Origin of the sequence: Microbacterium schleiferi (genome assembly GCF_015565955.1) — a bacterium.
Lineage (GTDB): Bacteria > Actinomycetota > Actinomycetes > Actinomycetales > Microbacteriaceae > Microbacterium > Microbacterium schleiferi_A.
Map to the genome: position 1 here is coordinate 1,390,494 of NZ_CP064760.1, position 24,804 is coordinate 1,415,297.

At 68.6% G+C, this 24,804-nt stretch carries 29 protein-coding genes; 18 read left to right on the forward strand and 11 right to left on the reverse strand.

Annotated features, from left to right (window positions below):
• Positions 1-342 precede the first annotated feature (342 nt).
• Positions 343-528 (forward strand): hypothetical protein, encoded by a 186-nt coding sequence (locus IT882_RS06620; RefSeq protein WP_195693674.1) that lies wholly within the window; start codon positions 343-345, stop codon positions 526-528.
• Positions 525-1,685, forward strand: a complete 1,161-nt coding sequence (locus IT882_RS06625; RefSeq protein ID WP_195693675.1) for a PQQ-dependent sugar dehydrogenase — start codon at positions 525-527, stop codon at positions 1,683-1,685. Before IT882_RS06620 ends, IT882_RS06625 begins: the two co-directional genes overlap by 4 nt.
• Positions 1,686-1,698: 13 nt before the next feature.
• Here the strand turns inward: IT882_RS06625 and IT882_RS16420 are convergent, their stop codons facing one another.
• Complete coding sequence (locus tag IT882_RS16420) at positions 1,699-3,504, reverse strand: GNAT family N-acetyltransferase (RefSeq protein WP_229382353.1); 1,806 nt, start codon at positions 3,502-3,504, stop codon at positions 1,699-1,701.
• Between the two features lie 127 nt (positions 3,505-3,631).
• On the opposite strand from IT882_RS16420, the gene IT882_RS06640 reads away from it, so the two are divergent.
• Both IT882_RS06640 and sigJ read left to right on the forward strand, forming a co-directional pair.
• The gene (locus tag IT882_RS06640; RefSeq protein WP_195693676.1) at positions 3,632-4,396 is read left to right on the forward strand and encodes an SDR family oxidoreductase; all 765 of its coding nucleotides are present in this window, start codon (positions 3,632-3,634) and stop codon (positions 4,394-4,396) included.
• A complete protein-coding gene (sigJ, locus tag IT882_RS06645; protein WP_195693677.1) occupies positions 4,386-5,291 on the forward strand; it encodes an RNA polymerase sigma factor SigJ in 906 nt (301 codons plus the stop codon). Before IT882_RS06640 ends, sigJ begins: the two co-directional genes overlap by 11 nt.
• Here the strand turns inward: sigJ and IT882_RS06650 are convergent.
• The 3 genes from IT882_RS06650 to IT882_RS06660 form a co-directional block, all read right to left on the reverse strand.
• Positions 5,248-5,943: a YoaK family protein gene (locus IT882_RS06650; RefSeq protein WP_195693678.1), complete on the reverse strand. Its 696-nt coding sequence runs from the start codon at positions 5,941-5,943 to the stop codon at positions 5,248-5,250. The genes sigJ and IT882_RS06650 overlap by 44 nt on opposite strands.
• 82 nt (positions 5,944-6,025) lie before the next feature.
• Positions 6,026-7,024, reverse strand: a complete 999-nt coding sequence (locus tag IT882_RS06655) for a HEAT repeat domain-containing protein (protein ID WP_195693679.1) — start codon at positions 7,022-7,024, stop codon at positions 6,026-6,028.
• A complete protein-coding gene (locus IT882_RS06660) occupies positions 7,021-7,713 on the reverse strand; it encodes a HEAT repeat domain-containing protein (RefSeq protein ID WP_195693680.1) in 693 nt (230 codons plus the stop codon). The genes IT882_RS06655 and IT882_RS06660 overlap by 4 nt, the downstream gene beginning before the upstream one ends.
• Before the next feature lie 106 nt (positions 7,714-7,819).
• On the opposite strand from IT882_RS06660, the gene IT882_RS06665 reads away from it, so the two are divergent.
• Positions 7,820-8,224 (forward strand): TIGR02611 family protein, encoded by a 405-nt coding sequence (locus tag IT882_RS06665; RefSeq protein WP_229382354.1) that lies wholly within the window; start codon positions 7,820-7,822, stop codon positions 8,222-8,224.
• Here IT882_RS06665 and IT882_RS06670 read toward each other — a convergent pair.
• Positions 8,151-8,540, reverse strand: coding sequence for an HNH endonuclease (locus IT882_RS06670; protein ID WP_195693681.1), 390 nt, complete (start codon positions 8,538-8,540; stop codon positions 8,151-8,153). The genes IT882_RS06665 and IT882_RS06670 overlap by 74 nt on opposite strands.
• Positions 8,541-8,640: 100 nt before the next feature.
• Positions 8,641-9,093: a hypothetical protein gene (locus IT882_RS06675; RefSeq protein ID WP_195693682.1), complete on the reverse strand. Its 453-nt coding sequence runs from the start codon at positions 9,091-9,093 to the stop codon at positions 8,641-8,643.
• Positions 9,094-9,347: 254 nt separating this feature from the next.
• Between IT882_RS06675 and IT882_RS06680 the strand changes: the two genes are divergently transcribed.
• The 3 genes from IT882_RS06680 (at position 9,348) to IT882_RS06690 (ending at position 13,936) form a co-directional block, all read left to right on the forward strand.
• Positions 9,348-11,333 (forward strand): NHL repeat-containing protein, encoded by a 1,986-nt coding sequence (locus tag IT882_RS06680; RefSeq protein ID WP_229382355.1) that lies wholly within the window; start codon positions 9,348-9,350, stop codon positions 11,331-11,333.
• Positions 11,334-11,729: 396 nt separating this feature from the next.
• Entirely contained in the window at positions 11,730-13,322 is a 1,593-nt protein-coding gene (locus IT882_RS06685; protein WP_195694166.1) for an MFS transporter, read from the forward strand.
• On the forward strand, positions 13,319-13,936 hold the full coding sequence (locus IT882_RS06690) for a GyrI-like domain-containing protein (protein ID WP_195693683.1): 618 nt from the start codon (positions 13,319-13,321) through the stop codon (positions 13,934-13,936). The genes IT882_RS06685 and IT882_RS06690 overlap by 4 nt, the downstream gene beginning before the upstream one ends.
• A gap of 59 nt (positions 13,937-13,995) precedes the next feature.
• Here the strand turns inward: IT882_RS06690 and IT882_RS06695 are convergent, their stop codons facing one another.
• Positions 13,996-14,871, reverse strand: a complete 876-nt coding sequence (locus tag IT882_RS06695; protein WP_195693684.1) for an SDR family oxidoreductase — start codon at positions 14,869-14,871, stop codon at positions 13,996-13,998.
• 108 nt (positions 14,872-14,979) lie between these two features.
• Between IT882_RS06695 and IT882_RS06700 the strand changes: the two genes are divergently transcribed.
• Complete coding sequence (locus tag IT882_RS06700) at positions 14,980-15,354, forward strand: winged helix-turn-helix transcriptional regulator (protein WP_195693685.1); 375 nt, start codon at positions 14,980-14,982, stop codon at positions 15,352-15,354.
• 16 nt (positions 15,355-15,370) lie between these two features.
• Here the strand turns inward: IT882_RS06700 and IT882_RS06705 are convergent, their stop codons facing one another.
• On the reverse strand, positions 15,371-15,898 hold the full coding sequence (locus IT882_RS06705; protein WP_195693686.1) for a hypothetical protein: 528 nt from the start codon (positions 15,896-15,898) through the stop codon (positions 15,371-15,373).
• 82 nt (positions 15,899-15,980) lie between these two features.
• Here IT882_RS06705 and IT882_RS06710 point away from each other — a divergent pair, with 82 nt between their 5' ends.
• From IT882_RS06710 to IT882_RS06720, 3 genes are read left to right on the forward strand one after another with little or no spacing between them, the layout of a single operon-like run.
• A complete protein-coding gene (locus IT882_RS06710) occupies positions 15,981-16,769 on the forward strand; it encodes an NUDIX hydrolase (protein ID WP_195693687.1) in 789 nt (262 codons plus the stop codon).
• A gap of 56 nt (positions 16,770-16,825) precedes the next feature.
• The gene (locus tag IT882_RS06715) at positions 16,826-17,218 is read left to right on the forward strand and encodes an MmcQ/YjbR family DNA-binding protein (RefSeq protein ID WP_195693688.1); all 393 of its coding nucleotides are present in this window, start codon (positions 16,826-16,828) and stop codon (positions 17,216-17,218) included.
• Positions 17,219-17,274: 56 nt separating this feature from the next.
• The gene (locus tag IT882_RS06720) at positions 17,275-17,619 is read left to right on the forward strand and encodes a hypothetical protein (protein WP_195693689.1); all 345 of its coding nucleotides are present in this window, start codon (positions 17,275-17,277) and stop codon (positions 17,617-17,619) included.
• Positions 17,620-17,656: 37 nt separating this feature from the next.
• On the opposite strand, the gene IT882_RS06725 is transcribed toward IT882_RS06720, so the two are convergent.
• The gene (locus IT882_RS06725; RefSeq protein WP_195693690.1) at positions 17,657-19,180 is read right to left on the reverse strand and encodes an SGNH/GDSL hydrolase family protein; all 1,524 of its coding nucleotides are present in this window, start codon (positions 19,178-19,180) and stop codon (positions 17,657-17,659) included.
• Positions 19,181-19,434: 254 nt separating this feature from the next.
• Here IT882_RS06725 and IT882_RS06730 point away from each other — a divergent pair, with 254 nt between their 5' ends.
• Positions 19,435-19,803 (forward strand): ArsR/SmtB family transcription factor, encoded by a 369-nt coding sequence (locus IT882_RS06730; protein WP_195693691.1) that lies wholly within the window; start codon positions 19,435-19,437, stop codon positions 19,801-19,803.
• Complete coding sequence (locus IT882_RS06735) at positions 19,796-20,272, forward strand: SRPBCC domain-containing protein (RefSeq protein WP_195693692.1); 477 nt, start codon at positions 19,796-19,798, stop codon at positions 20,270-20,272. The genes IT882_RS06730 and IT882_RS06735 overlap by 8 nt, the downstream gene beginning before the upstream one ends.
• Before the next feature lie 48 nt (positions 20,273-20,320).
• Here IT882_RS06735 and IT882_RS06740 read toward each other — a convergent pair whose 3' ends face one another.
• Positions 20,321-21,397 carry an alpha-amylase family glycosyl hydrolase gene (locus IT882_RS06740; RefSeq protein WP_324253932.1) on the reverse strand — a complete coding sequence of 359 codons (1,077 nt, stop codon included), beginning with the start codon at positions 21,395-21,397 and terminating at the stop codon, positions 20,321-20,323.
• 233 nt (positions 21,398-21,630) lie between these two features.
• Here IT882_RS06740 and IT882_RS06745 point away from each other — a divergent pair, with 233 nt between their 5' ends.
• Complete coding sequence (locus tag IT882_RS06745) at positions 21,631-22,242, forward strand: TetR/AcrR family transcriptional regulator (protein ID WP_195693693.1); 612 nt, start codon at positions 21,631-21,633, stop codon at positions 22,240-22,242.
• A gap of 23 nt (positions 22,243-22,265) precedes the next feature.
• Here IT882_RS06745 and IT882_RS06750 read toward each other — a convergent pair whose 3' ends face one another.
• On the reverse strand, positions 22,266-22,937 hold the full coding sequence (locus tag IT882_RS06750; RefSeq protein ID WP_195693694.1) for a Type 1 glutamine amidotransferase-like domain-containing protein: 672 nt from the start codon (positions 22,935-22,937) through the stop codon (positions 22,266-22,268).
• 172 nt (positions 22,938-23,109) lie between these two features.
• Between IT882_RS06750 and IT882_RS06755 the strand changes: the two genes are divergently transcribed.
• From IT882_RS06755 to IT882_RS06765, 3 genes are read left to right on the forward strand one after another with little or no spacing between them, the layout of a single operon-like run.
• Positions 23,110-23,520: a hypothetical protein gene (locus tag IT882_RS06755; RefSeq protein WP_195693695.1), complete on the forward strand. Its 411-nt coding sequence runs from the start codon at positions 23,110-23,112 to the stop codon at positions 23,518-23,520.
• 50 nt (positions 23,521-23,570) lie between these two features.
• Positions 23,571-24,065, forward strand: a complete 495-nt coding sequence (locus IT882_RS06760; RefSeq protein WP_195693696.1) for a GNAT family N-acetyltransferase — start codon at positions 23,571-23,573, stop codon at positions 24,063-24,065.
• A 3-nt stretch (positions 24,066-24,068) separates the two neighbouring features.
• Complete coding sequence (locus IT882_RS06765) at positions 24,069-24,803, forward strand: aminoglycoside 3'-phosphotransferase (protein WP_195693697.1); 735 nt, start codon at positions 24,069-24,071, stop codon at positions 24,801-24,803.
• The last annotated feature ends 1 nt before the right edge of the window (position 24,804 follow it).

The window sequence follows — 24,804 nt, forward strand, 5'->3', positions numbered from 1 at the left end:
GATCGCCAGGGTCTTCGGTCGCGTGTCGGGCGGTGCTGCGACGGACGTATACCCCGGCGGCGGCGCATACGTGGGGGTCGTGGGGCCGCTCCCCGCGGACGGCGGGGTAGCGGGAGGGGCGGGAACGCCGGGGAGCAGCGCCCTCGGGTGGTGGCGGAGGCGCCGCGTTCTCGCTCGGGGTGTCCGGGCTCTCGGGCCCCGTCGGTGTGTCGTTTGACATGATTGATCCCCCGTTCGATCCCGAGCGTAGCGTTCGCGCGGCCGCCGTGCTGTGCTGTGTCACGCGTCGCTGGATATCTCAACGGTCGCCCGGGGCGGTCCCGCCATCCGTACGCTGGAGTCATGAACAAAGGCACTCTCTGGACGATCCTCGGAGTCATCGCGGCGATCGTGATCGCATGGATTCTCGTGGAACTGCTCTGGGGCGTTGCGCTGCTCATCGTGAAACTTGCGGTCGTCGCGGTCGTCGCCCTCTTCGTGTTCTTCCTGCTGCGCGCCGTCTTCTCGCGCTCGTCGTCGTCCGAATGACGGTCCCCGCGGCAGCTCGTGGCACGGTCAGTGCTGCGGTGCTTGCCGCGGCGCTGAGCCTGACCGCGTGTGTGGAATCGGCATCCGCGCCGGAACCACTCACGAGCAGCCGTGTTCCGGCGCCGGCGAGCGAAACGCCCGCCCCCGGGCCATCCTCGATGCCGGTGATGTGGCGCACGGCGAGTGCGCCGAAGACGGTGGCAGCGAATCTGCGCGTGCCATGGTCGGTGGTGCCGTTTGCTGACGGTACGCGGATCGTGAGTCTGCGTGGCGGTGAGATCGCCGAGGTCGACGCGAGCGGGTCGGCGCGCACGATCGGCGGCGTTTCGGGCGTCAGTGCGATCGGCGAAGGCGGCCTGCTGGGCCTTGCGCTGCGAGAAACGGATGCCGAGACGTGGCTCTACGCGTATCTGACGAGCTGGGATGGCAATCGGGTTATCCGGATGCCGCTGCTGGGCGCTCCGGGTGAACGACGACTCGGCGGCGAGCAGCTCATCGTCGAGGGCATCCCGAAGGCGAACACGCACAATGGCGGGCGCATTGCTTTCGGTCCTGACGGCTACTTGTACGTCGCGACGGGGGATGCCGGGATCCGTGATGCGTCCCAGGACCCGGGCTCATTGGCGGGCAAGATCTTGCGCTTTGACGCTGATGGTGCGCCCGCGCCGGGCAATCCGTTCGGGACGGCTGTCTACTCGCTCGGCCACCGCAACGTTCAAGGCCTGGCGTGGACCGATGACGGAACCCTGTGGGCAACCGAGTTCGGGCAGGACCAAGTCGACGAGATCAACCGCATCGTGCCCGGCGCCAACTACGGCTGGCCGATCCACGAGGGCGCTGCGGGCGATTCCGCCTACGAGGATCCCGTCGTCACCTGGGCGACCGACGAGGCGAGTCCCAGCGGATTGGCGGCCATCGGCAACACCCTTTTCGTGGCGGCGTTGCGCGGCCAGCGCGTGTGGACGCTCGACGTCGACGCCGGCGGGCTGATCGGTGATCCGCAGCCGCTGTGGATCGGGGAGCTCGGTCGCATCCGTGACGCTGTGGTCGACGGCGACGAACTGCTGCTGCTGACCAACAACACCGATGGGCGGGGATCACCCTCCGGCAACGACGATCGCCTGCTGTCCGTCCGTCTCGTCGAGGCCGCGCCGTAGTTCGTCTGTGCGGTCAGCGCGACAGGCCCGCGAGTGTTCGCACGATCGCGACAGCATCCAGTCCGCCGTCGCCGGCGACAACGCCCCCGGCGAACAGCTGCGCGCATGCGTCGATCAGGGGCGACGCGATTCCTGCGGCGGCAGCGGCATCCTGGATCAGCTCGGCATTCACGTGGACGTCGGCGATCGAAGCCTGCGGGGTCATGTCGCCGCGCACCAGCTTGTCGGTCTTCACGCGGGACAGGGGCGAGGCCATTTGGCCGGCGTCGAGGATGCTGCGCAGCACCTTCAGATCCATGCTGTGGGCCTCGGCGAAGTGAAAGGACTCCGCCAGTCCCGCCAGGAGCGAGACGAGGAACACGTTGGCGCTGAGCTTCATCGTCAGCGCCGCCGGAACCTCGCCGCAGACTTCGACGCGTGAGCACAGGGGGCCGATGAGCTGGCGGACCCGCTCGACGGCATCCGGCGGCCCGGCCAGCAACCCCACGAGGGTGCCGGTCTCGGCGGGTACGCGCGAGCCCGATACCGGTGCTTCGACGTAGGTTCCTCCCGCCGCGGCGATGTCGTCGGCGAGTTTCAGCGAGTCGGCCGGAGAGATCGTCCCGGTGTTCACGATGGTGCGCCCCGCCACGAAGGCGTGTATGGCTCCGCTTTCGTCGCGCAGCACCGCGTCGATGGCGCCTGCGTTCCGGAGCATCACGATCACGGTGTCGGATGCCGCGAACACTCCTTCCGGTGACGCTCCCGCCGCGGCGCCGGCATCCACGATCGGCTGGAGCGCTGCCGGTGACCGCGTCCATGCTGTCAGCCGGACTCCCGCGTCCAGGAGCCGGCGGGCCATCGGGGTTCCCATGAGCCCGAGACCGATGAATCCCACGCGCTCGGCAGGCGTGGGTCGCGGCGTGGTCGACGGCTGACCGGTGAGGGGCTTCTCGAACCAGTGATGCGCGTAGGGTTCGTCGTTGAACGCGGGGATTTCGGAGTAGCCGGCGGAGCGGTAGAGCTGGATCGCTTCGGTGAGGGCGCGATTCGTGTCAAGACGCGCGACCGTTGATCCGGCGTCGCGTGCGGCATCCTCGATGGCGGTGAGCAAGCGTCGTCCGAGGCCCATCCCGCGCGTTTCGGGCGCAACCCACAGCCGCTTGATCTCGCCGACGCCATCCGGGTGGAGCTTGACGCCGACGCATCCGACGACGGTGCCCTTGAGGGTTGCCAGGAGGAAGAGCCCGGCGGGCGGTCTGAGAGCCTCCGCCGGCGCCGGCCGGGTGGTGGTGGCATCGAACGCGGTCTCGAACCGCTCCGTGAGCACGGCGTAGTACTGCGCGATCGCGTCGCGCGCCGCGGCACCGTCGGGATCTGCCGGTGCGATCTCGATAGCGGAGGCCGTGAGAAGGCGGCGGGTCGTCGCCGCAGCCGCCAGCAGGTCGCGTTGCTGGTTCGGCGTGAGCGGTTGGAGGATCGCGTCGGCCAGATCATCCGACAGGTGATCCAGGATGCCGATCTCGGCGCGGCCCGCAGCCGTGACCTCCGCACGTCGGACGCGACTATCGTCTCCGGATGTGGTCGTGACGATGAGCCCTTCGTTCTCGAGTGCCCTCAGCATGCGGCTGAGGTACCCGGAGTCCAATCCGAGTCGTGCTCGCAGCTCGCGCACCTCCGCGCCGTCTGCGCCGATCTCCCAGAGCAGCCGATCGAGAGCGAGTGATCGTCCGCGGTCGAGGTACTGGTCTTCGAGGATGCCGATGCGCTCGGTGACCGTGCGGTTGAAGGCCCGCAGTTCGGCCCGGGCGCCGGCGGGATCGAGGGGATTCGCGACCATATATCTGACTATAGTCAGACAATGCGCGTGGTGTGGACCGGCAGCCACCTCACATTCAGGGGAGCTGTGTCGTCCTGAATGATGAGAGCGTGCGTCCTGGTCGTGACGACGCGGATGAGGAGAGATCATGCGCATTGCGGTTGCCGGAGGAACGGGGACGGTGGGGCACCACGTCGTCGATCAGGCGACGCGTGCCGGTCACGAGGTCGTCGCCCTGGCGCGTTCGAACGGTGTCGATCTGACCACCGGTGACGGGCTTCGCGCCGCGATCGAGGGAGCAGATGCCATCATCGACGTCGCATCCGCGCAGACGCTCTCGGCGCGCGCATCCCGGGACTTCTTCGGATCGGTGACGGAGAACCTGCTGGCGGCGGCCCGCGGCGCCGATGTTCACCATGTGGCGCTGTCGATCGTCGGTGCCGCGGCGGCACCCCACGGGTATTACGCGGGCAAGCTCGTGCAAGAGCAGCGTGTCGCGGCGTCCGCTGGTCACTGGTCGATCCTGCGTGCAACGCAGTTCCACGAGTTCGCCGCTCAGGTGCTCGCTCAGGCGAAGATTCTCGGCGCGCACCTGGTGCCGCGGATGCGGTCACAACCCGTGGCCGCGTCAGAGGTCGCCGCCGCATTGGTTCAGATCGTTGAGAGCGGGGCACACGGCGATGAGCCCGATCTCGCCGGACCGCGCGAGGAGCGGATGGCTGACCTGTCCCGCAGCTACCTGCGCCGGACGGGATCGGCGGACCGGGTGCTCGAGGTGCGTCTTCCCGGGGCACTGGGCGCCGCAATGGCGAAGGGCGGACTGCTGCCCGGGTCAGACGCCCGTCTCGGGTCGCAGACGTTCGCGCAGTGGTTGGACCAGTACCGTGGCACCGGGGGAGCCGATGACCGATGAGTCCATCGACGGCGAGGCGATCGCCGAGCGCCGACACCTCGTATCGCTAGCTTTCCGGATGCTGGGCACGATCGCCGAGGCCGAGGACGCCGTGCAAGAAACGTACGTGCGCTGGTATCGCCTCTCCGATCAGGAGCGGGCCTCGATCGATTCGCCGCGCGCGTGGTTGACTCGGGCGGCCAGCAGGGTGTGCCTGGACCTTCTCGGGAGCGCGCGAGCACGGCGCGAGAGCTACATCGGGGAGTGGCTGCCAGAGCCGGTGCCGGTGACAGCGTTCGGCGCTCCCCATGAACCCGCGTCCTCCGACGCGCGGGACCCGCTTGATCGCGTGAGTCTTGACGAATCGGTGTCCACCGCGTTGCTCACGGTCCTGGAATCGATGACACCGGCAGAGCGTGTCGTCTTCGTGCTTCACGAGGTCGTCGCGGTGCCCTTTCGTGAGATCGCCGAGGTGGTGGGGCGAACGGATGCGGCGTGCCGCCAACTCGCGGCATCCGCTCGTCGTCGCGTGCGAAGCGCTGCGGCGCGTCGGGTCTCGCGCGAGGAACACGATCGGGTGGTGTGGGCCTTCGCGGCGGCCGCACAGTCGGGCCGGCTCGATGAGCTGATCGCCGTGCTCGACCCGGAGGTCGTGTTGCGCTCGGACGGCGGCGGTCGCGTCAGCGCAGCCCGCCGTCCGGTGATCGGTGCCGATCGCGTGGCCCGCTTCCTGCTGGGTATCGGGCAGAAGCGACCCGAGGTCCAGCTGCACCCTCTCCAGACACCCGATGGACTCGGATTCGCGATGTGGCTGGATGCGCGAATCGTCGGTGTCGTCACCCTCGAGGTGGGGGCGACCAGTGTGCGCGAGGTCAGGCTGGTGCTGAACCCCGAGAAGCTCTCACTCTGGAACTGACGGCGGCGATTCCACCAGCGAAGATCGCGGCGTACCAGAGCGCAGCGGTGCCGAACGCCGCGTAGCTGATCGCACCGCCGATCGCACCGACCGCAATGGCGAGCCACAGCGCGAGGTAGCGGAGCCACCCGGTTCGGTCGCCGCCGCGCAGCGCCCCGACGATCCCTTCGCCGATCTTCACGAGCGCGCCCGTCATGTACGTGATGCCGAAGGATGGCCCGCCCCGCCCACTGAAGACCGTGTTCACGGCTCCCATCCCGAGCGCGAGGCACACGGCGGTGGGCGCGACGCCGAGTAGAGCCGAACCGGTCACGGCGTTGGGGTCGACCGGCGCAGCGGATGCCAGCGCTGCTCCCACGGCGGTGATCGCTGCGACGGCCAGGAGAAGAAGCCAGCTCCGGTCGCGCCGTGGCGATCTGATCGCCGTTCCGGCCATGACCCCGACGACGAAGGCGACGATGACCGCGAAACCGAATCCAGCGGCCGCGAGATCGCCCCCGGCAAGCTCGACGCCGGACTGCGTCGTATTGCCGCTCATGAACGACACGAAGTACCCGCCGAGATAGATGAACGCGATGCCGTCGATGTAGCCCGCGAGGACGGCGAGCAGCACGGCGATGGCGAGCCGAGAACGGGGGAGTGAATCGACCACGGCTGGGCGGCGTCCTTTCCCGCGGCGGCCCTCGCGCGGCGTCAGGGCCCAGAGTAGCGGCGAGCGCGCTCGTGCGCCGGTGTCAGTGGCCGCGCACGCTCGTGAGATACCGGGCGGTCATCTGCACGCGACGGTCGGGATCATGGGTCAGCCGCTGAAGGATGCCGGTTGCCTCGTCGCTCTCGATCTCACCGAGGGCCTGGGTCAGCCGAAGCCGGGCCTCAGCGTCGGCGAGTGTCGTCAGGGCGGCATCCAGCCTCTGCTCGATATCGCCGGGATGGGAGCGTGCGATGTGCCCGAGCGACTCGGCTGCTTCGACGTCGTCGGTGCCCCGCACGATCATCGCGATGAGTTCGTCAGCCGCTTCCGTCGCTCCGCGCGGGCCGAGGGCGAGAGCAGCGCTCCCGCGGACGACCGGGTCGGCGTGGTCGAGGGCGTCGAGCAGGAGCGGATCGATATCCGTTCGCGCCGGTGACGCGATCTTTGTGAGCGTCGTGATTGCTCGCTGCCGAACCGTGCCATCGGGCGAATCGAGGGCGCTGCGCAGGGCGGTGACGGTGGACTCGTCGGCCGATCGCGCGAGCGCCCACTGCAGTGCCCCCGCGACGTTCGGATCGTCCTCGGCGAGCACGGCGTCGGTGAGCGCGGAGGCCATGGGCGCCGCGGGATGTGCGAGCGCGGCGCGTTGCCGTTCGGATGCGTCGGCCGACCCCAGGCGCTGCAGCAGCGCCACGGTCTGCAGGACGTCGGTCCAGGCGTCGGGCTGCTGCTCTCGCAGCTGACGGAGCCGGCCCAGAAGCTCCTGCTCGCGCGCGATCGTCTCTACCGTGCCGGCGATCACCCGGTCGAGGATGTCGGTCGGGGTGGCGCCGGCGTCGCTGAGCGCATCCCCGACCTGCCGCAGCGGCAGCCCGAGCGAGCGCAGCGCCTCGACCTGCAGCAGGCGACGCAGATCGTCCTCGCCGTAGTCTCGGTACCCCGCGCCGGTGCGCTCGCTCGGCTGCACGAGGCCGATGCGGTCGTAGTGCCGCAGCATCCGCGCGCTCACGCCGGAACGCCGCGAGACATCACCGATTCTCATCCGGGCGACTCCTCTGCATCGTCGTCGGCGACCGTCGGGGCGTTTCGAAGCGCCACGACCCGCCGCGCTTCGAACACGGCTGCCTCGAAGCCCTCGTCGGGATCGGCGAGAAGCCGTTGGGTCGCGAGAGCGTGCATCCGGGTTTCGTCGCTCAGATCCTTCGCGAGAACCCTGTCGATCGCGCTCGACCCCGCCTCACCCAAGCCGACGAACGCGTGACTGAGGCTGCGCTGTACGTCCGTGCCGCCGCGGCCGAGTTGTCCGGCCAGTGCGGCGGCAAGCTCTGGTTCGCCGCCCCGGGGGACGAGGACAACGGCGGCCCGCCACGCCGATCGCGCAACCTCGTCATCCGGGTCGGCGAGCGCTTCGGGCGTGATCGCCTGCCACCCGGCGGCCTCACCGACCTTCGACAGGGTGTGCAGCGCCTGGCTGCGCGCCTGCGCGTTCGTGCTGCGCGTCTCGGCGAGAAGCCTCGGCACCGTCAGGTCGCTGGCGTGACGCGTGATCGCCCACGTGAGTGTGTCGCGAACGGTGAAGTCCGGCTCTGCGCCGCACCGACCGATGAGGATCTCGACGAAGCTCGGATCCGGTCGGGATCCCGCGGTCAGCGCTGCCTGCATCCGGGTGGATGCAGACGCGTCTCGCAGCAGCGCGTCCAACCGGTCGACGTTTCCTGATTGCGTGGTCATGGTCCACCTCCAGAGACCATCCAAAAGCTTGACACAGTGTTAAGGTCAAGCCCGGCGACGCCCGGCTTCTCAGGGATCTTGTCGCCGCGCGTGTTAGCGTCGCGCCATGTCCTCGACGACTCATCCCGGGACTGCCGACCACGACTCCCACTCCGCTTCGCCGGGACCGCTTGAGCGCGACATCCGTGCCGAGATCGCCGATGCCGAGCGCGCGGACCGTCCGATCAGACGGATGCTTCGCACGACCCGAGCGTGGGTCGCGCGGCATCCGCGTGTCGAGGTCGCCTACCGCATCGGCGTCGGAGTCGTCGGGACGGTCTTGACCCTCGGTGGACTCGTGCTCGTGCCGCTTCCGGGACCGGGCTGGCTCGTCGTGTTTCTGGGGCTGGCGGTGCTCGGCACCGAGTTCCACTGGGCTCGCCGGCTGGCGGGCTGGGTCAAGCGGATGCTGGACCGGTTCTGGCAGTGGTGGCGTCAGCGTCGCGCGGCTCGCGCAGCTCGCGAGAGATGAGGGCCCACGCCAGCAGGAACGCGGGCTCGTCGAGCCGTCGTCGTCGCATCCAGCTGGTCACCTCGGTGTTGCACTTGCTCGCGTTGCAGCGGCCACAGGCCGGGACCACGTTCTCGATCGTGTAGCTGCCACCGCGCGAGATCGGCAGGACGCAGTCCTTCTGGAGCGGAACGTCCGCGGCACCGCAGTACGCACACCGTCCCCACGCCTCGCGGATGAGCAACCACTGCGCACCGGTGAGATCGCTGCCCGATGCGGCGATACGCCGTGCGCGGCGACGCGCGACACGGGCGCGACGGGTGCGCGGGGCGGCCATGCGACCGACGGTAGTGCGTCCCGTCCGCGCCGGCCGTGCGACACACCCCGCATGCGTGGCTCGCGGCGCTCCGACGCACGAGCCGGTCGTGCCGACCTCGTCAGCCGGCGGCGCGGTGCACGAGATCGCGCAGGGTCGTCTCAACCTCGTCGGTGACCTCGACCACGGCGAAGGCGGTCGCCCACATGGCGCCGTTGTCGAGCAGGGCGTCCTCGTTGAACCCGACGCTGCCGTAGCGTGTGTCGAACTTCGAGGCCGGCTGGTAGAAGATGACGACCTTCCCGTCTCGCGCGTACGAGGGAAATCCGTACCAGGTCTTGGGATCAAGATGCGGCGCCTCGTCCTGCACGATCCGGTGCAGCAGCTCGGCGACGGCCTTGTCTGTCCCGCTCAGTGCGGCGATGGCATCCACGCACGCCTGCGCTTCGCGCTTCTTCTTCGCCGATCCCGTGCCACCCGCGCCCTGCTCCCGCAGCTCGGCGGCGCGCTGCTTCATCGCCTCGCGTTCGGCGTCGCTGAAGCCATCCGTTGGGGTGTCGCGCTTGTCAGCCATCGTGCGTCCTCTCTCGTGCCGGTGACATCGAACATACGGTGCACGGCCGCGGGATACTTCTTGATTCCTGCTCGATGCGGGCGCTCGCGAGCTGACGGTGAACCCGAGGCGGGGATGGGTTGTCAGAGAAAACACAGAGGGATTCGTGACCGAATCTCGACCTGTTCGACACCCAGTCCGGCCATCGGACGCTGCTAATCTGCCGCGTGGGCGGGGGCCCGAACAATCGACCCATACCTGACGGAGTGACCTCGATGCGGAACGTTGTGCGCCAGAAACAGTCCTACCTGACCGAATCCGACGACAGAACGAGCACCCGGGGCCCGGCGCACCGCATCATCGGCGCTGTTGCTCTCGTTGCGGCATCCGCGCTCGCGCTGGCGGGCTGCTGGGCACCCGCCGACCCCGATGGTGAGGGATCGGCCGTGAGCGGTGCCGTCGCGCCGGTCGTCGAGGGTGCCGCTGTCTCGGGATGGGAGGTGTCGGCGTGGTCAGCCGGTGCTGACGGTGACGCGGCGTCTCAGATCGGTTCCGCGTCATCCGATCGTGATGGTGACTTCGTCGTCGATCTCGGTGCAGTGTCGCGGGAGGATGACCTCGTCTACCTGCTGGCGACCGCGCCCGGCGGCGATGACGCGACGGTGACCGCGACCTTCGCGGCGATCGTGCCCGCGGATGCCACCGCTGTCGTTCTCAATGAGCGCACCACCGTCGCCGCGGGGTATGCCCTCGCGCAGTTCACCGGCCCGGACGGCGTCGAGGGCTCAGCGCCGGGCCTGCCCAACGCTGCCGCGATGTACGCGAACCTCGTGGATGCGCACACCGGCGACTACGGGGCGGTGCTGACGTCGGCGCCCAACGGCACGCAGACCGAGGCCCTGCCGACGTTTACGTCGCTGACGAACATCCTCAGTGCGTGCGTCCTGGATGCTGACGCGTGCCGAGTCCTCGTCGATGCCGCGAGCGCGCGGTCAGACGATCGGCCCGTCGATACGTTCCGAGCTTTCGCGCAGGTCGCTCGAGACCCCAGCCCTGCTGCCTCGACGCTGTATGACCTCTCGCTGACCGTCGCCGGGGATCGCCCCGGGCTGATGGCAGCACCCGCCGCCTGGACCCTCGCGCTGCGCTTCGACGGTGACGGGCAGACTCTCGACGGTCCGGGCAACTTCGCCATCGACCCCGACGGCAACATCTGGGTCAACAACAACTACGAATACGGTGCTGATCCGCAGGACCCGACCTGCGGCAGCGACCTGCTGATGAAGTTCGCGCCCAACGGCGACATGGTGGGCAAATACACGGGAGGCGGGCTGAGCGGATCCGGATTCGGGATCGCCTTCGACCCCTCGGGACAGCTGTGGGTCAGTAACTTCGGGTTCGCCGGAGAAGGATGCACCGAGCAGCCGACACACAACAGCGTGTCGCTCTTCTCGCTCGAAGGGGAGCCGCTCTCGCCGCCGGAGACCGGATTCACCGCCGGCGAGCTCGCCTGGCCGCAGGGTATGGACATCACGGCCGCCGGCGATGTGTGGAATGCGAACTGCCAGACCGGAACCGTCACCGTGTATCCCGGTGGCGACCCCGAGAAGGCGATGACGCTGGATGCCGGCCTGGACCAGGCGTTCGGCGTTGTCGACACGGGTACCCACGTTGTCGTGAGCGGTATCGCGAGCAGCTCCGTGGCGGTCTTCAACTACGACGGCACGCTGGTGGGTGGTGCCCCGCTGACTGGCGACGAATTCGTGCTGCCGATGGGTGTCGCGGCCGATCCCGAGGGCAACGTGTGGGTTGCCAACTCGGGCTCGACGACCCTCCCGTGCCCCACCCGGCCGATCTCGTCGGGGCCGACCGGGTCGATCGCGCTCATCGACGCCGACGGTCAGACGGTCTCGGGGCCCTTCACCGGTGGCGGGATCACCCGGCCGTGGGGCATCGCCACCGACGGCAACGGCAACGTCTGGGTTGCCAACTTCTCCGACCAGCGCGTCTCAGCGTTCTGCGGCACGTCGCCCGACACCTGCCCCGGCGACCTGTCGACGGGCGATCCGATCTCACCGGATGCCGGCTACGCGTTCGATGGTCTCGTTCGCAATACGGGACTCATCGTCGACCCGTCGGGCAACCTCTGGATCGCCAACAACTGGGAACAGGTGCCGCTGCAGTCAAACCCCGGTGGCCATCAGATCGTCGCCTTCGTCGGCCTCGCCGCCCCCGTGGAGGTTCCGCCCTTCACCGGCTGATCCCCCCGGGTGCGCGAGTGGCGCGGTGGATGCTTGCGCCCGACATGGCGCGAGTGTTACCGTGGCCGACCCACAACGACGTGCCCTGGGGTAACCGTGAGGTCCCCCGATCAACGGCACGACCCGAAACCGCTGTATCTCGGTAGGTCGGGAGAAGTGCCCGCCGATCGCCGGGCGCGCGTTGTCGGGGTGCGCCACGCCGGCGCGAACCCCCAGCATCCGGGCTGACCCCACACAGTCTGCGCGCGCAATCATGAGGGCTCGCGCGAGAAGGTCTGGGCTCGGCGTGAGGGGTTGTGCCAGGCTCGAACCGTGAGTACCAGCACGGATCTACGCGTAACGCCCCCGACCCGCCGCGAGTGGCTTGCCCTCGCGGTTCTGTCCACGGGACTGGGGATGATCGTGCTCGACGGCACGATCGTGGGCGTTGCCCTCCCGGTCATCATCGCCGACATCGGTCTCGACCTCACCGACGCACAGTGGGTCAACAGCCTCTACGCGGTGCTGCTCGCAGCTCTCCTCCTATCGACCGGCAAGCTCGCCGACCGCTGGGGACGCAAGCTCCTGTTCCAGGTCGGTCTCGTCGTCTTCGTCGGCGGCAGCATCCTTGCCGCGATGGCGGATGCCGCAGGCCCCCTGATCGCAGCGCGCGCCGTGCAGGCAATCGGCGCGGCGCTGATCATGCCCTCCACGCTGTCCACCGTGAATGCCGTGTTCCGGGGCAAGTACCGCGGCGCCGCCTTCGGGGTGTGGGGCGCGGTGATCTCGGGTGCGGCAGCTGTCGGTCCGCTCGCCGGTGGTGCTCTCACCCAGTGGGCCTCCTGGCATTGGATCTTCCTGGTGAACATCCCGCTGGGCGCCGCGGTGTTCATCGCGGGCTTGCTCACCGTGCCCGAAACGAAGGGCGCCAAGGGGCGACCCGGCGCCGACGTCGACGGCGCGCTGCTGAGCGCGATCGGTTTCGGCGCACTGGTCTTCGCCGTGATCGAGGGTCCGCAACTCGGGTGGTGGGCGCCGACCGGCGACTTCTCGATCTTCGGATGGCAGTGGCCGGCGGGTGCTCCCGTGTCGGTGGTGCCCATCGCCTTCGCGGTCGCGCTCGTGGCCCTCGTGCTGTTCGTGCTGTGGGAACGGCACCGCGAGAAAGTGCGCCGGTCCGCGATCCTCGATCTGAACCTCTTCCGGCTCCCGACCTTCACATGGGGAAACGTGACGGCGGCGATGGTCGCGGTGGGGGAGTTCGCCATCATCTTCGTCCTGCCCCTCTATCTCGTGAACGCACTGGGACTGGATGTCATGGGCGCAGGGCTCGTGCTGGCGGCGATGGCAGTGGGGGCGTTCTTCTCCGGCGCCTCCGCGCGCCATCTCGCGGCGCGCTTCGGGTCACCCGGCACCGTGCTGATCGGCCTTGCCCTCGAGGTGGTCGGGGTCGCCGTCCTCGCTCTGCTCGTTAGCGGCACGAGTTCGGGGTGGATTGTCGCGATCCCGCTCGTGGTCTACGGCCTGGGCCTGGGTCTGGCATCCGCGCAGCTGACCGGAACGGTTCTGCAGGATGTGCCGGTCGACGTGTCGGGGCAGGGGTCGGCGACCCAGAGCACCGTCCGGCAGGTGGGGTCTGCCCTCGGGACGGCGTTCGCGGGTGCTGCGCTGGCGGTCGCCCTCGCGCTCACGTTGCCGGCCGCGCTGACAGATGCCGGGATCACCGGATCGACCGCGACGCAGCTGGCCGACACCACGCGGCAATCCGCGGGTACGACCATCAGCCAGCTGCGCGCTGAAGGATCCAGCAGCTCGCTCGGAGACCAAACCGCGGCTGCGGTGACCGCGCTGTCGAACGGCTTCGCGGATGCCACGCGCTGGTCGCTGCTGGTGGCGACGGTGTTCCTGCTGCTCGGATTCGTCGGTGCGCTCGTCGTTCGGCGGGCCGCGGCGCGCTCCGCGGCAGGTGGTGCCGCAGCATCCGATGCCGGCGCGGGGGAGCGCGGGTGAAGTACGACCTCAAGAAGGACCGGAAGGATCTGTACGCGCCCGGGACGCACGAGTTCACGCGAGTGACGGTGCCCCCGATCACGTATCTCGCGATCGACGGCCACGGCGACCCCAACACGTCAGCCGCGTACACGGACGCCGTCGGTGCCCTCTACGCGGCGGGATACGCCGTCAAGTTCGCCTTCCGCGCCCGCACGGGTGATGACCTGGTCGTCGGTCCCCTCGAGGGGCTGTGGACCAGTGACGACCCGTCGAGCTTCGCCGACCGGCGCAAGGATGCCTGGGACTGGACGATGCTGATTCCGCTGCCGCCGGCCGTGACCGATCCCGACATCCGTGCCGGACTCGACGCTGCCGCTCGCAAGAAGCCGGAGCTCCCGATCGACCGGATCGGGGCGCCCACGATCGACGAGGGGCTCTCGCTGCAGATCCTGCACGTCGGGTCCTATGACGCCGAGACTCCGACGCTGCATCGGCTCCACGCGGAGCTCATGCCCGCTCAGGGCCTGACCTTCAACGGCCCGCATCACGAGATCTATCTCAGTGACCCGCGCCGCGTGGCTCCCGAGAAACTGAAGACGATTCTGCGTCAGCCGGTGCGAGCGGCCGGCTGACGCGGGTCCGACAGGAGCGCTGCCGGACCCGCGGCGATCACGCGGTGATCAGGCGGTGATCACGCGGCGGGCTGCGCCTGCGCGAGGGCAGTGCGCAGACCATCGACCAGCGGCGTGGTGGGGCGTCCGATGAGACGGGCGAGCGTGCCGTCAGTGTCCGCGAGGACCCCCTCGGCGATCGCCAGATCGATGCCGACGACGAACTGAGCGACCTCGGCGGGCAGGCCGAACTGCTCGAGCTGAGCCTGCTTCTGCTCGGCGGTTTGGGTGACGTAGGCGACCTCTCGGCCAAGAACCTCTCCCGCCGTGGCGGCGAGTTCGTCATAGGTCCACGCGACATCGCCGGCGAGCTCGTAGACCTGACCCAGGTGTCCGTCATTCACGAGTACGGCGGCTGCCGCTTCGGCGTAGTCGCGACGGCTCGCGCTGGCCACACGACCGTCCCCGGCTGCCGCGGCGATGACGCCTGAGTCTGCCGCGCCGAGCAGGTCCTGCGTGTAGTTCTCGTGGTACCAGTTGTTGCGCAGGATGACGGCAGGAAGCCCCGCGGCGGCGATCGCCTCTTCTGTTGCCCGGTGCTCGGCGCCCAGTGCGTAGTCGACGGATGTCGCTTTCGGTGCACTCGTGTACACGAACTTGTCGACGCCTGCCTTCTGGGCTGCCTCGATGACGTTGCGGTGGCCAGCGAAGCGGGATCCGACCTCGGAACCCGAGATCAGCAGGACGCTCGTGATGCCGTCGAGGGCGGCGTCGATTGTGGCGGGCTCGGTGTAGTCCAGGGGAGCGACGCGCACACCGAGGTCGGTGAGCGGGCCAGCCTTGGCGGGAGTGCGGACGCCGGCGACGATGTCGGATGCCGGAATACCGCGCTCGAGGAGAGCGTCAACGACGTGGCCGCCGAGGTTGCCAGAGGCGCCCGTGACGAGAATGGCCATGATGAGTCCTTTCGATCGTGAGGCCGCTTCGGCGCTCATCACCCGCAACCGGGGTGCTCATCACCGCATTCCTTGCGACTGGTACCCACTTCCTCGTAAGGTACCCACGTGGCGGTAAGTCTTGCGGAAATCCGGGAATCTCACGCGGCAGCCTTTTCAGCGGCCTGTCCGACGCGGGTCGTCCTCGACCACGTGATGTCGAAGTGGGGCATCCTCGTGCTGCTCACTCTCGGCGACGGCACCGCCCGGTGGGGGGAGTTGCGCCGCGGCATCGACGGCATCAGCGAGAAGATGCTCGCGACGACGCTGAAGACGCTCGAGGGTGACGGACTGGTGCAGCGCACGTCCTACCCCGAGGTGCCGCCGCGAGTCGAGTACGCCCTGACGGCCCTCGGCCACGACCTCATGCTGCGCCTGGGGCCGCTGATGGAGTGGATCGCCGTTCACGCCGATCAGATGGTTGGCACCGCAGCCAGCGACTGAAATCCGTCTGGCCTGCTCAGGGCGTGCCGCGTCCCGCCCGATGCGCGATGACGATCGCAAACCCCAGCAACACCGCCGGCGTCGCGATCGCGGCGACCCACGCGCCGGTGACTGCTGCGTAGGCGGCATCGGCATCGATGCGAGCCGCGTCGCTGGGAATGCGCACGACCGCGACCCGGGCGAAAGCGAGATCCATATCGCCTTCAAGGTCAGCCAACGACGCTTCGGCGTTCGCGAGGTCGGTCTCGGCGCTCCAGTTGTTGCAGAGAGCTGACCACGGATTCACGCGGAGGCAGTTCGCGTGACCGACCGCGAACTCGCGCAGGCGCTCGGTCTCGTCCTGGGCTGCCATGACGGCATCGGCGCGGCTGCGCGCCTCGGCAAGTGCATCATCCAGGATGCCGCGGTTCTGTGCCGCCGACGACGCTGCTCGGTCATACGCCGCCCAGAGCTGGGTCGTCCCGACGACGCCGATCGCGGCGATGGCAATCGCGATCACCGCGAGAGTCACCGCGCGGATCGGCAGGGCCCGCAGTCTAGGCATCAGCACCTCTTCGTCCTGTCCCGTGGCGGGAAACTTACCAGCCGTACGCGGCGTGAGGGCCGGTCAGCCGTAGCCTGGACGGATGACAGGCGACTCCCGTGACGCGGCGGGACCGGTGAGCGCTGCCGACGGGAGTGACCGAGGCGCGCCAGGTTCCGTCGGAGCGCACGGCGCGCGCCGACAGCTTCTGGAGCTCGTCTCGAGCGATCCCACGGTCGGGCCCCGTGACAGTTTGGCCGCGCTCCTCGGGTTTCCTGACGACCCCGACGCGAGGCGGGCGGCTGTGCTCATCCTGTTCGGGGTGTTGGACTCGTCGCCCAGCGCTCACCGTGCGAGCGCCGCCGAGGTCTCGCAGGATCTGGATGTTCTGCTGCTGGCTCGGGCGACGACCCTGCGTTCCCACGCCGGGCAAGTCGCGTTTCCCGGGGGCAGGCTCGATCCGGGCGACTCCGGTCCGGTCGCGGCGGCGCTGCGTGAGGCGCGGGAAGAGACAGGCCTGAATCCGGACGGTGTCGATGTGCTGGGTACGCTCGGCGAGGTGCCGCTGCCGTACTCGTCGCATCGCGTGACGCCGGTGCTGGGGTGGTGGCGCGAGCCGTCGCCCGTGCGCGCTGTCGATGTGGCCGAATCGGCTGCGGTGTTCCGGGCCCCGGTCGCCGACCTTCTCGATCCCGCGAATCGGGGCAGCACCGTCATCGATCGAGGCCCACGAATGCACCGCGCTCCCGCCTTCCAGGTGCGCACCGATACCGGAGAACACCTGGTCTGGGGGTTCACCGCGATGCTGCTGGACGGCCTGTTCGATCGTCTCGGATGGACTGAGCCGTGGGACCCGATGCGCGAGTTCGCGATTCCGAATCTGCTTCCGTAGCGGCGGTTGCCGCGGCATCCGTGCGGCAGAGCTGGCGGGCTGCGAGGATGTCGACCGTGGCGCATCCGATCATGTTCGACGAGGACGATCCGATCCTCGCCCGCGTGCGGGCGATCGCCCTCGGTTTGCCGGGTGCCGGTGAGAAGGTGTCACACGGTCGGCCGCACTTCTTCACGAAGCGCACCTTCTGCATCTTCGGCGGGTCACAGCGCATCGACGGGGAGTGGGTCGCCCACGATGCCGCGCTGGTGATCAAACCCGACCCTGCCGACGAGCCGGCGCTTCGGCAGGATCCTCGGTTCTGGATCCCGGCCTACCTCGGTCCGTCCGGGTGGCTCGGGCTCGACCTCGACGCGAATGGCGCGTGGGATGAGGTCGCAGAGCTCATCGACGCGTCGTACCGGGTGACCGCGCCGGTCACGCTCGTCAGGCAGCTCGACGCCCGCTGACCTCGACAGCACCGGGCATCCGTCTTCGCTCGGGCGCCAGGAGGCGGTGCCTGGTGGTGAGAAACTCAGATGTGCACTCCCGTTCCCGCTCTGCCCTGGTGCTCTCGGCGATTCTTGCCGCACTGACCGTGTTCGACATCGTTCTGCACGTTGCGATCGATCAGGTCGAGCCGCTGCGCATCTCAGGCAATCTCGTCGTCCTGGCTGCTGCGCTTGCCGTGCTGCTCGTCCCCGTCGCGCGGCGTGCGTGGATCCCGGCTCTGGCGGGTGCGATCAGCCTGGCGCTGAATCTCGTGTTCGTCGCGCGCGAGGGCATCGGCACGATGGGGGCGATTCTCGTTGCGGTGAGCACCGCGATGTGTGCGGCGATCGCGATCGTTCTCGCTCGTCAGCCGCGCTGACCGCGCTTCACGCAGCGACAACTGGCTGATCTCGAACTCAGCGATCCGTGCTCATGCCGCGACGGCGGCGGAGCATCAGCACGGCACCGCCGGCGATCAGGGTGGTTCCCAGCAGGCCACTCAGCCCCACCAGCTGCAGGGCGGTGGTGTCCATGCCGCCCTCGGCCAGGACGGATGCTCCGCCGCCACTCGAAGACCCGGATGCCGTGATCGTGATCGGTGTCGAGAAGGAACGGCCCGACGAGAGACCCGTCGCCACGATCGTGTGCGCGCCGGGTGCGGCATCCGCGGGGATCGTCAGCGTCGTCGAGAACGTGCCCGATGCACTGGCCGGCAGCGAGGAGAGGAGGACGGGCGTCGAGTTCAGCCAGATCTCGACGGTTTCTCCGGCGCCGAACCCGCCACCGGAGAGTGTTACCTGGCCGCCTTGTGCCACCTCGCTTGCGCTGGCGGTGACTCCGCGTGTCGCTGCCCAGTCGGTCACGGCCTGCTCGACGATGTTCGCGATCTCGAGCACTCCGCCCTCGTTCGGATGGAGGGCGCCGAGCTTCACGCAGACCCACTTCTCCGAGTCGGCGGGCAGATACCCCGGGTTACAGTCCGACGAGGTGTTGATATAGAGCGTGATCCCGTTGATCCACGGTTCGGGGGTGCACAGTGTGTGACCTGCGGTCTGGTCCCACGTCGGGATGAACGTGAAGTTCGCGGCAACGGCGGCCGCCTCGATTGTGTCGTCGAGCTGCTGCTCGATGTCGTGTAAGAACTGCAGATCGACGCCGCTGTAGGGAACGGCATCGGGGGTGGTCGGTTCGGTGAAGCAGGCATCCGTGGCGCCATCGGGCGCGACCTGCGGGTAGCCGACGACGAAGACCTGCGCGTTGGGTGCTGCTGCGCGGATCTCGGCGAAGCTCTGCGCAAGCCGCGGCGCGACCGAGTCGGTGATGCGCCCGGCGAGGTAGGCCGAGGGATAGGTCGTTTCGTCGTCGAAGTAGTCCTTGCAGTTATCGAATGCGCCGACCTTGTACTCGAGGTAGGCCGGGTCACTGCTGAGCGACAGGCGCATGCAGGCGGTGGCGATCGACGAGAAGCCGAGGTCGTTGCCGCCGATGCCGACCGTGACCACGTCGGTGTCGGTGCTGAGTCCCGCGGACTGCAACTGCGGCGCCGTCATCCCCGACAGCGTCACCTGCAGTGTCGAAACGTCGGGCAGCGTCGGCAGGATGACATTGGGGTCAGTCGACGGGACCGTGGCTGAGCCGTAGCCGATGTTTGCCGTGATGGCGCCCGAGCATGTCTGGTCGTTGATCGTCAGACCGAACGCGGCGGCGAGCAGGTGCGGGTAGTTGCCATCGGCCTGGTAGCAGCCGTTCGGGTCGCCCGCGAACGGACTCGTGTTGCTGAACGGGGTGAGTCCGTAGCCGGCCTGGTAGGAGTCGCCGAGAGACACGTAGTCGAGGCCGTCGAGCGGGCCAGAACCGCCGTTGGCGAGGGCTGGGGCCCCGGTGAGGAGCATGAACACGAGACCTGTCGTCGCAGCAATAGCCGCCATTAGCTTTCGCACGGGATCACAGTAGCGGTGCGGATGCCGCGCGCGCACTGTCGGCGTGCAGACGCCCCCGGATGCAGGCGAACCCTCGGGGATGGTCGTAACGGCGCACGGATTGGTCAACCGCCGGTATCTGTGGCTCCGGTGCGGCGTGTCATGACGTTTCTGCGCCGTTGCGACCGCCGCAGTGGCGCGGACACCCCGGGCGGCGACTGCCACCGCGAGCCGGATGTTGCTCACATCTGCCTATATGGGCATATGATGATGCCATGGCACGGGCTGCGACCACCTCTGACGCGTTCAACGCGATCGCTGAACCGCGGCGGCGCGACATCCTGACCCTGCTCCGCAGCGGTGAGCGCGCTGTTGCCGACCTCGCCGGCGAGCTCGAGATGACCCAGCCGCAGACCTCGAAGCACCTGCGCGTCCTTCGCGAGGTGGGTCTCGTCGAGGTGCGCGGGGTGGGCAAGCAGCGTCTCTACGGCTTGGATGCCCGCGGCCTGCGCACCATTCACGAATGGACGGGCGGCTTCGAGCAGTTCTGGAACGCGAGCTTCGATCGCCTGGATGCCTATGTCCAGCGGCTCGCACAGCAGAGGCCCGACACGCGACAAGACAAGGGAGAGTTCCATGGCTAGTGCATCCACCGCGGTATCCGAACCCGAAGAGGAACGGACCGTCGCGATCGAACGGCTCGTCAGCGCGCCCCGCGCGGTGGTGTTCGACGCGTTCACGAACGTTGACCACCTTTCGGCGTGGTGGGGTCCGGATGGCTTCACGACCACGACGCGCGCTTTCGAGTTCCGTGAGGGTGGGGTGTGGGAGTTCACGATGCGTGGCCCCGACGGGACCGTGTACGCCGAGTGGATCCAGTGGCGCACGATCGTCGCGCCCGAGCGCATCGTGCTGCTGCACGGCGAATACGCGGGCGACCCGAACGCGTTCGACTCCGTCTTCACGTTCGATGAGGTGGGGGAGGAGACGCGCGTGACGCTCACGACCGTCTTCCCAACGAAGCAGCTGCGCGACACCGCCGTCGAGGAGTACCACGCTGTCGAGGGCGGCACTCAGACGCTGGCTCACCTCGCGGCGCACGTCGAGGCGTAAGCGCGAACCGCGGTCGTGCCGCAGGGATCGCCGGCCGCGGGGGAGTGCCTACGCGTGTGGCCAGAGGACCTCGCCCGACCGGTCGCGGATGGACGCGCTCGGCGCGGACTCGAGGTCGATCGCGACATCCAGGTGGTCGTGTCCGTCGCGCGCCGTGACGCGGTACGTGTAGGTCGTGTTCTGGACATCAAGCGCCGCTGTTGTGGCTGTCACGAGCCACGGATGCCGTCGCCGCAGCCCGATCAGTTCTTGGTGGGTCCGGTAGATGGCGGCGCCCCAGGGGGCGAGATCGTCGGGGCTTTCCGGGAAGGCGGGCCGGATGGCGTCATCTCCGCCGAGGCGTTCCTCCTTGACGCCGGTGTAGCCCTGTTCGTCGCCCGCATAGATGGATGGGATGCCGCCGACGGTCATCAGGATCGCCAGGGCGGTGATCGCGCCGTCGCTGCCGAGGGTGGTGGCGATGCGGGTGACGTCGTGGTTGCCGACGAAGGTGTTCGGGGTGAATTGCGCGAGGAAGTCGTTGTGGCGAAGAAGCGCCCAGTCCAGTTCGAACAGGTTCCGGTCCGTGATGCTCGACCAGATCGCCTTCCACAACTCGTACTGGGTCACGGAATCAACGCCCGAGGCTGTGACGAAGCCGGCGTAGTCGCCGTGGATGACTTCGCCGAGGAACCACGCGTCGGGATGGCGCTCGCGCACCCGCGGCAGCACCTGGGCCCAGAAGGCGGGGTCGACCGAGTACGCGGCATCCAATCGCCACCCGTCGATTCCGCGATCCAGCCAGTGGCACATGACGGCGGTCACGTATGTCACCGCCTCGGGGCGGTCGTGGCTCAGACGCGCGAGGCTGTCGTGACCCTCGAACACGCGCGGTGCCGCCCCGCCGGGGGCGTCCCAGTCGATGTCGAAGAGGGCTGCCGCCTGACTGTTGGGGCCCTCGCGCAGCGCGCGCAGCAGGTCGGGATGTTCCGAGGAGACGTGGCTGAAGACCCCGTCGAGCACGACGCGGATGCCGCGAGCGCGACACTCTGCAATGAGCTCGTCGAGATCACTGTCGGCGCCCAGTCGCGGGTCGACGTGGAACTGGTCGAGGGTGTCATAGCCGTGCGTGCGTGAGGTGAACACCGGCCCGAGGAGGAGGCCCGAGGCGCCGAGGTCGCGGGCATAGTCGAGCCAGCCGAGAAGGCGCCGGAGGCGAGGGCGGGGGCGTCGTCAGGTTCCCGGATCGGCGCGCCAGCGAACCCGAGTGGGTACACGTGCCACCAGATCGCGTGTTCGACCCATCCCATGCCGACCTCCTACTGAATTGACTTCACTAACGTTAGTGATGCTAGTTCAGTAACGGTAATGTAGGCAACATGGCTCGCACTGATCGGCAACCGCGCACCCGGCTGGACCCGGATGCGCGGCGGGCTGCGATCCTGGATGCCGCCGCCGAGGCCTTCACCGATCAGCCGTACTCCGAGGTGACGGTTTCGTCGATCGCACGCCGCGTGGGCGCCTCAGATGCCCTGATCTATCGCTATTTCGCGGGCAAAGAGGAGTTGTACACAGCGGTCGTGCGCCTGGCGATCGCGCAGCTGCTCGAGCGTCAGGCCGCAGCGCTGGAAGAACTGGATGACGGCGTTCCGGTCCGCGACCGCGTGCGCGCGGCCACCGAGGTGTATCTCGATCACATCGCCTCGCACGCGTCAGCCTGGGCGATGCCGCTGCGGTACCCCGGGGGCGAGCCTGCCGTGGCGGCAGCCCTCCGGGCGAGGGCCCGCGAGGAGTACGTCGGGCGGCTGCGGGCCCTGCTCGCTCCGAGTTCGCAGGTGCGGCACGAGTACGCGCTGTGGGGCTACTTCGGTTTCCTTGACGCGGCCTGCCTGCGCTGGGTCGAACGGGAGTGCCCGGAAGGCGATCGTGACTCGCTGATTGACGCGGCGCTCGGTTCGCTCGAGGGGGCGCTCGGCGACTGGGCTGCGTGAGCCCATCGCGGCGCGAACCGGTCTCAGCCCTCGAAGTGCCGCCAGAACCCTTCTGACACGACCTCGACCCGGTCGCCGTCGACGACGATCGCGGTGTCGTCATCCATGGCGTAAGCGGGCACGTCGATCCCGGAGGCCCACCGCTCGGCAGCTGCCATCGAGTTGCCCGGACGATCGTCGGTGGTGAGGTGGGGGCAGATCGCGAAGTCGACGAGGCCGAGCCCCCGGTCGCCGAGCGGGGATTTCCAACCGACGAAGTCGTCCCCGATCCGGGGTGTCATGACCATGCTGCCCGCGCTCAGGCCGACCCAGACGGTGTCCTCGAGCTCGTCGAACAGGTCCAGCATCCGTGATTCGCGTAACCAGTGGTGCAGATAGATCGCGTCACCGCCCGACACGAGCAGCGCGTCGGCTTCGCGCACCTGCGGCATCCATCGCTCGTCGGGGATGCTCGGCAGGGCGGTGAGCTCAAGTAGTCCCACCGACTTCCACCCGAGCAAGACCATCGGGTTTCCCGTCTCGGCGCCCGCGACGAACTCCCACGTCTTCACGCCCGGTCCGACCCACGGATGCCCGTACATCGCGGTCGGAATGCACAGCGCCGTCGACTCCTCGATGGGTTTGCCGAGCAGATCAACGAGCGCGGCACGGATGCTGGGGTTGGTCACTCCGCCGGCAGTCAACAGCAGTCGCATCGTCTCTCCTTCTCGGCGCGCGTGTGCCTCCTCAGCACGCCAGATCGGTACGCGGATGTCAAGCGTGCGGCACGCGTGAGGCGCGAGGAGCGACTCCGCGCCCCCGGTCGGACCAGATTTCGCTTCGGTATCGGCCGTTGGTCCGTCGCAGCCGCGGTGAGATGATCAGCCCATGGGGAAGCGCCGGGCGGCAGCGGCTGCGGGTCTGCTTGCTGGCGCGTTGCTGCTGACAGGATGCGGCACGTTCTACACCGAGAAGCTCCGGGAGACACCTCCTGAAGCCGCGGGCATCGACGTTGACGTGCTGGATCCCAAGCCGACTGTCGTGTGGGCCGACAATGGGGAGGACTGGTTCGTGATCACCTGGGGCAGCAGCTCGTGCCCGGCCGCGCCGGTGTCCCTGGAGGAGACAGCTCCCGGCGAGTTCACTATTGAGATCGCACGCGAAGGCGGGCCCATCTGTACGTCCGACCTGGGACCGACGACTTTTCGGATCTCCGCACCTGAGGGTGTAGCCCCCGGCGACACGGTGGTCGTCACCGTCGGGTCCGATACGCGGATCGAGCTCGCTCCGGCCAGGTAGGGCCCCGATAGCTCCTCGCTACACCTGAGGCGGCGTGGCACGATGACCCCATGACCTGGACGATCCGCGCACCCGAGGCGACGGATGCCGACGAGTGGGCGGCGGTCCTGGTCGGGAGCTGGCAAGAGGCCTATACCCCTCTGCTGCCCGAGGGCTTCTTCACGCCCGAGTACGCCGAGTCGCGCAGGAAAGTGTGGCGACGGATGCTGCAGGAACCGCCGCCGGGCGCGGAGTTTCGTGTCGGCATCCGGGACGGGAAGATCGTCGGCATCGCGATGGCAGCGACGGCGTCCGGCGCCGAGGGTGAGGATGTGCCGCGCGAGCGCCAGCTCTCTCTGCTCTACATCCTCGAGAGCGAGTACGGCACGGGGCTTGGCCGGGCACTGCTGGATGCCGTCGTCGGCGATGACCCTGCGATGCTGTGGGTCGCCGAGCGCAACCCGCGCGCGATCCGCTTGTACGTGCGCAACGGCTTCGCCCGCGACGGCGCCCGGCGCGAAGACGAAGATCGCCCGCTGCTGAGTTCGGTGCGGATGGTCCGCTGATCCATGTCGATCCCTGCGCCCGACATCCCGATCCCGCCGCGGGTTCGCACGCTCGCCCCAGCTGCCGACCTTGTACCGGTCTGGATCAACGGGTACGGCGGCGTGACGTTTCGCGCGACGGATGCTGACGGCATCCGGTTCATCAAGTACGACGCGCGCAACCCCGAGTGGTCGGCGGACGACGAGGCGGAGCGGTTGCGGTGGGCGGAGCCGTACACCCCGGTGCCGCACGTGCTCGAGACCGGACGTGACGCAACCCGCGAGTGGATCGTGACAACCGGGATGCTGGGGGAGAGCGCCGTATCGCCGCGGTGGCTCGAGGATCCGGCGACGGCGGTGCGGGCGATCGGGGAGGGTCTGCGTGCGCTGCACGACGGGCTCCCGGTGGAGGCATGTCCGTTTCGGTGGGATGTGCCCGAGCGCCTCGCGAACGCGGCAGCGCGCGGCATCCGTGTTCCTGACGCGCTGCAGGATCCGCCGCCGAACGATCGCCTCGTGGTGTGTCACGGCGACGCGTGCGCCCCGAACACCCTGCTCACGGATGCCGGCACCTGGTCAGGCCACGTCGACCTCGGTTCGCTCGGCGTGGCGGATCGGTGGGCAGACATCGCCGTGAGCGCGCTGAGCCTGGAATGGAACTACGGACCCGGGTGGGAGGGTGCGCTGCTGGATGCGTATGGCATCGACCCGGATCCGGTGCGGATGCTCTACTACCGCGACCTCTGGAACGCGACCTGAG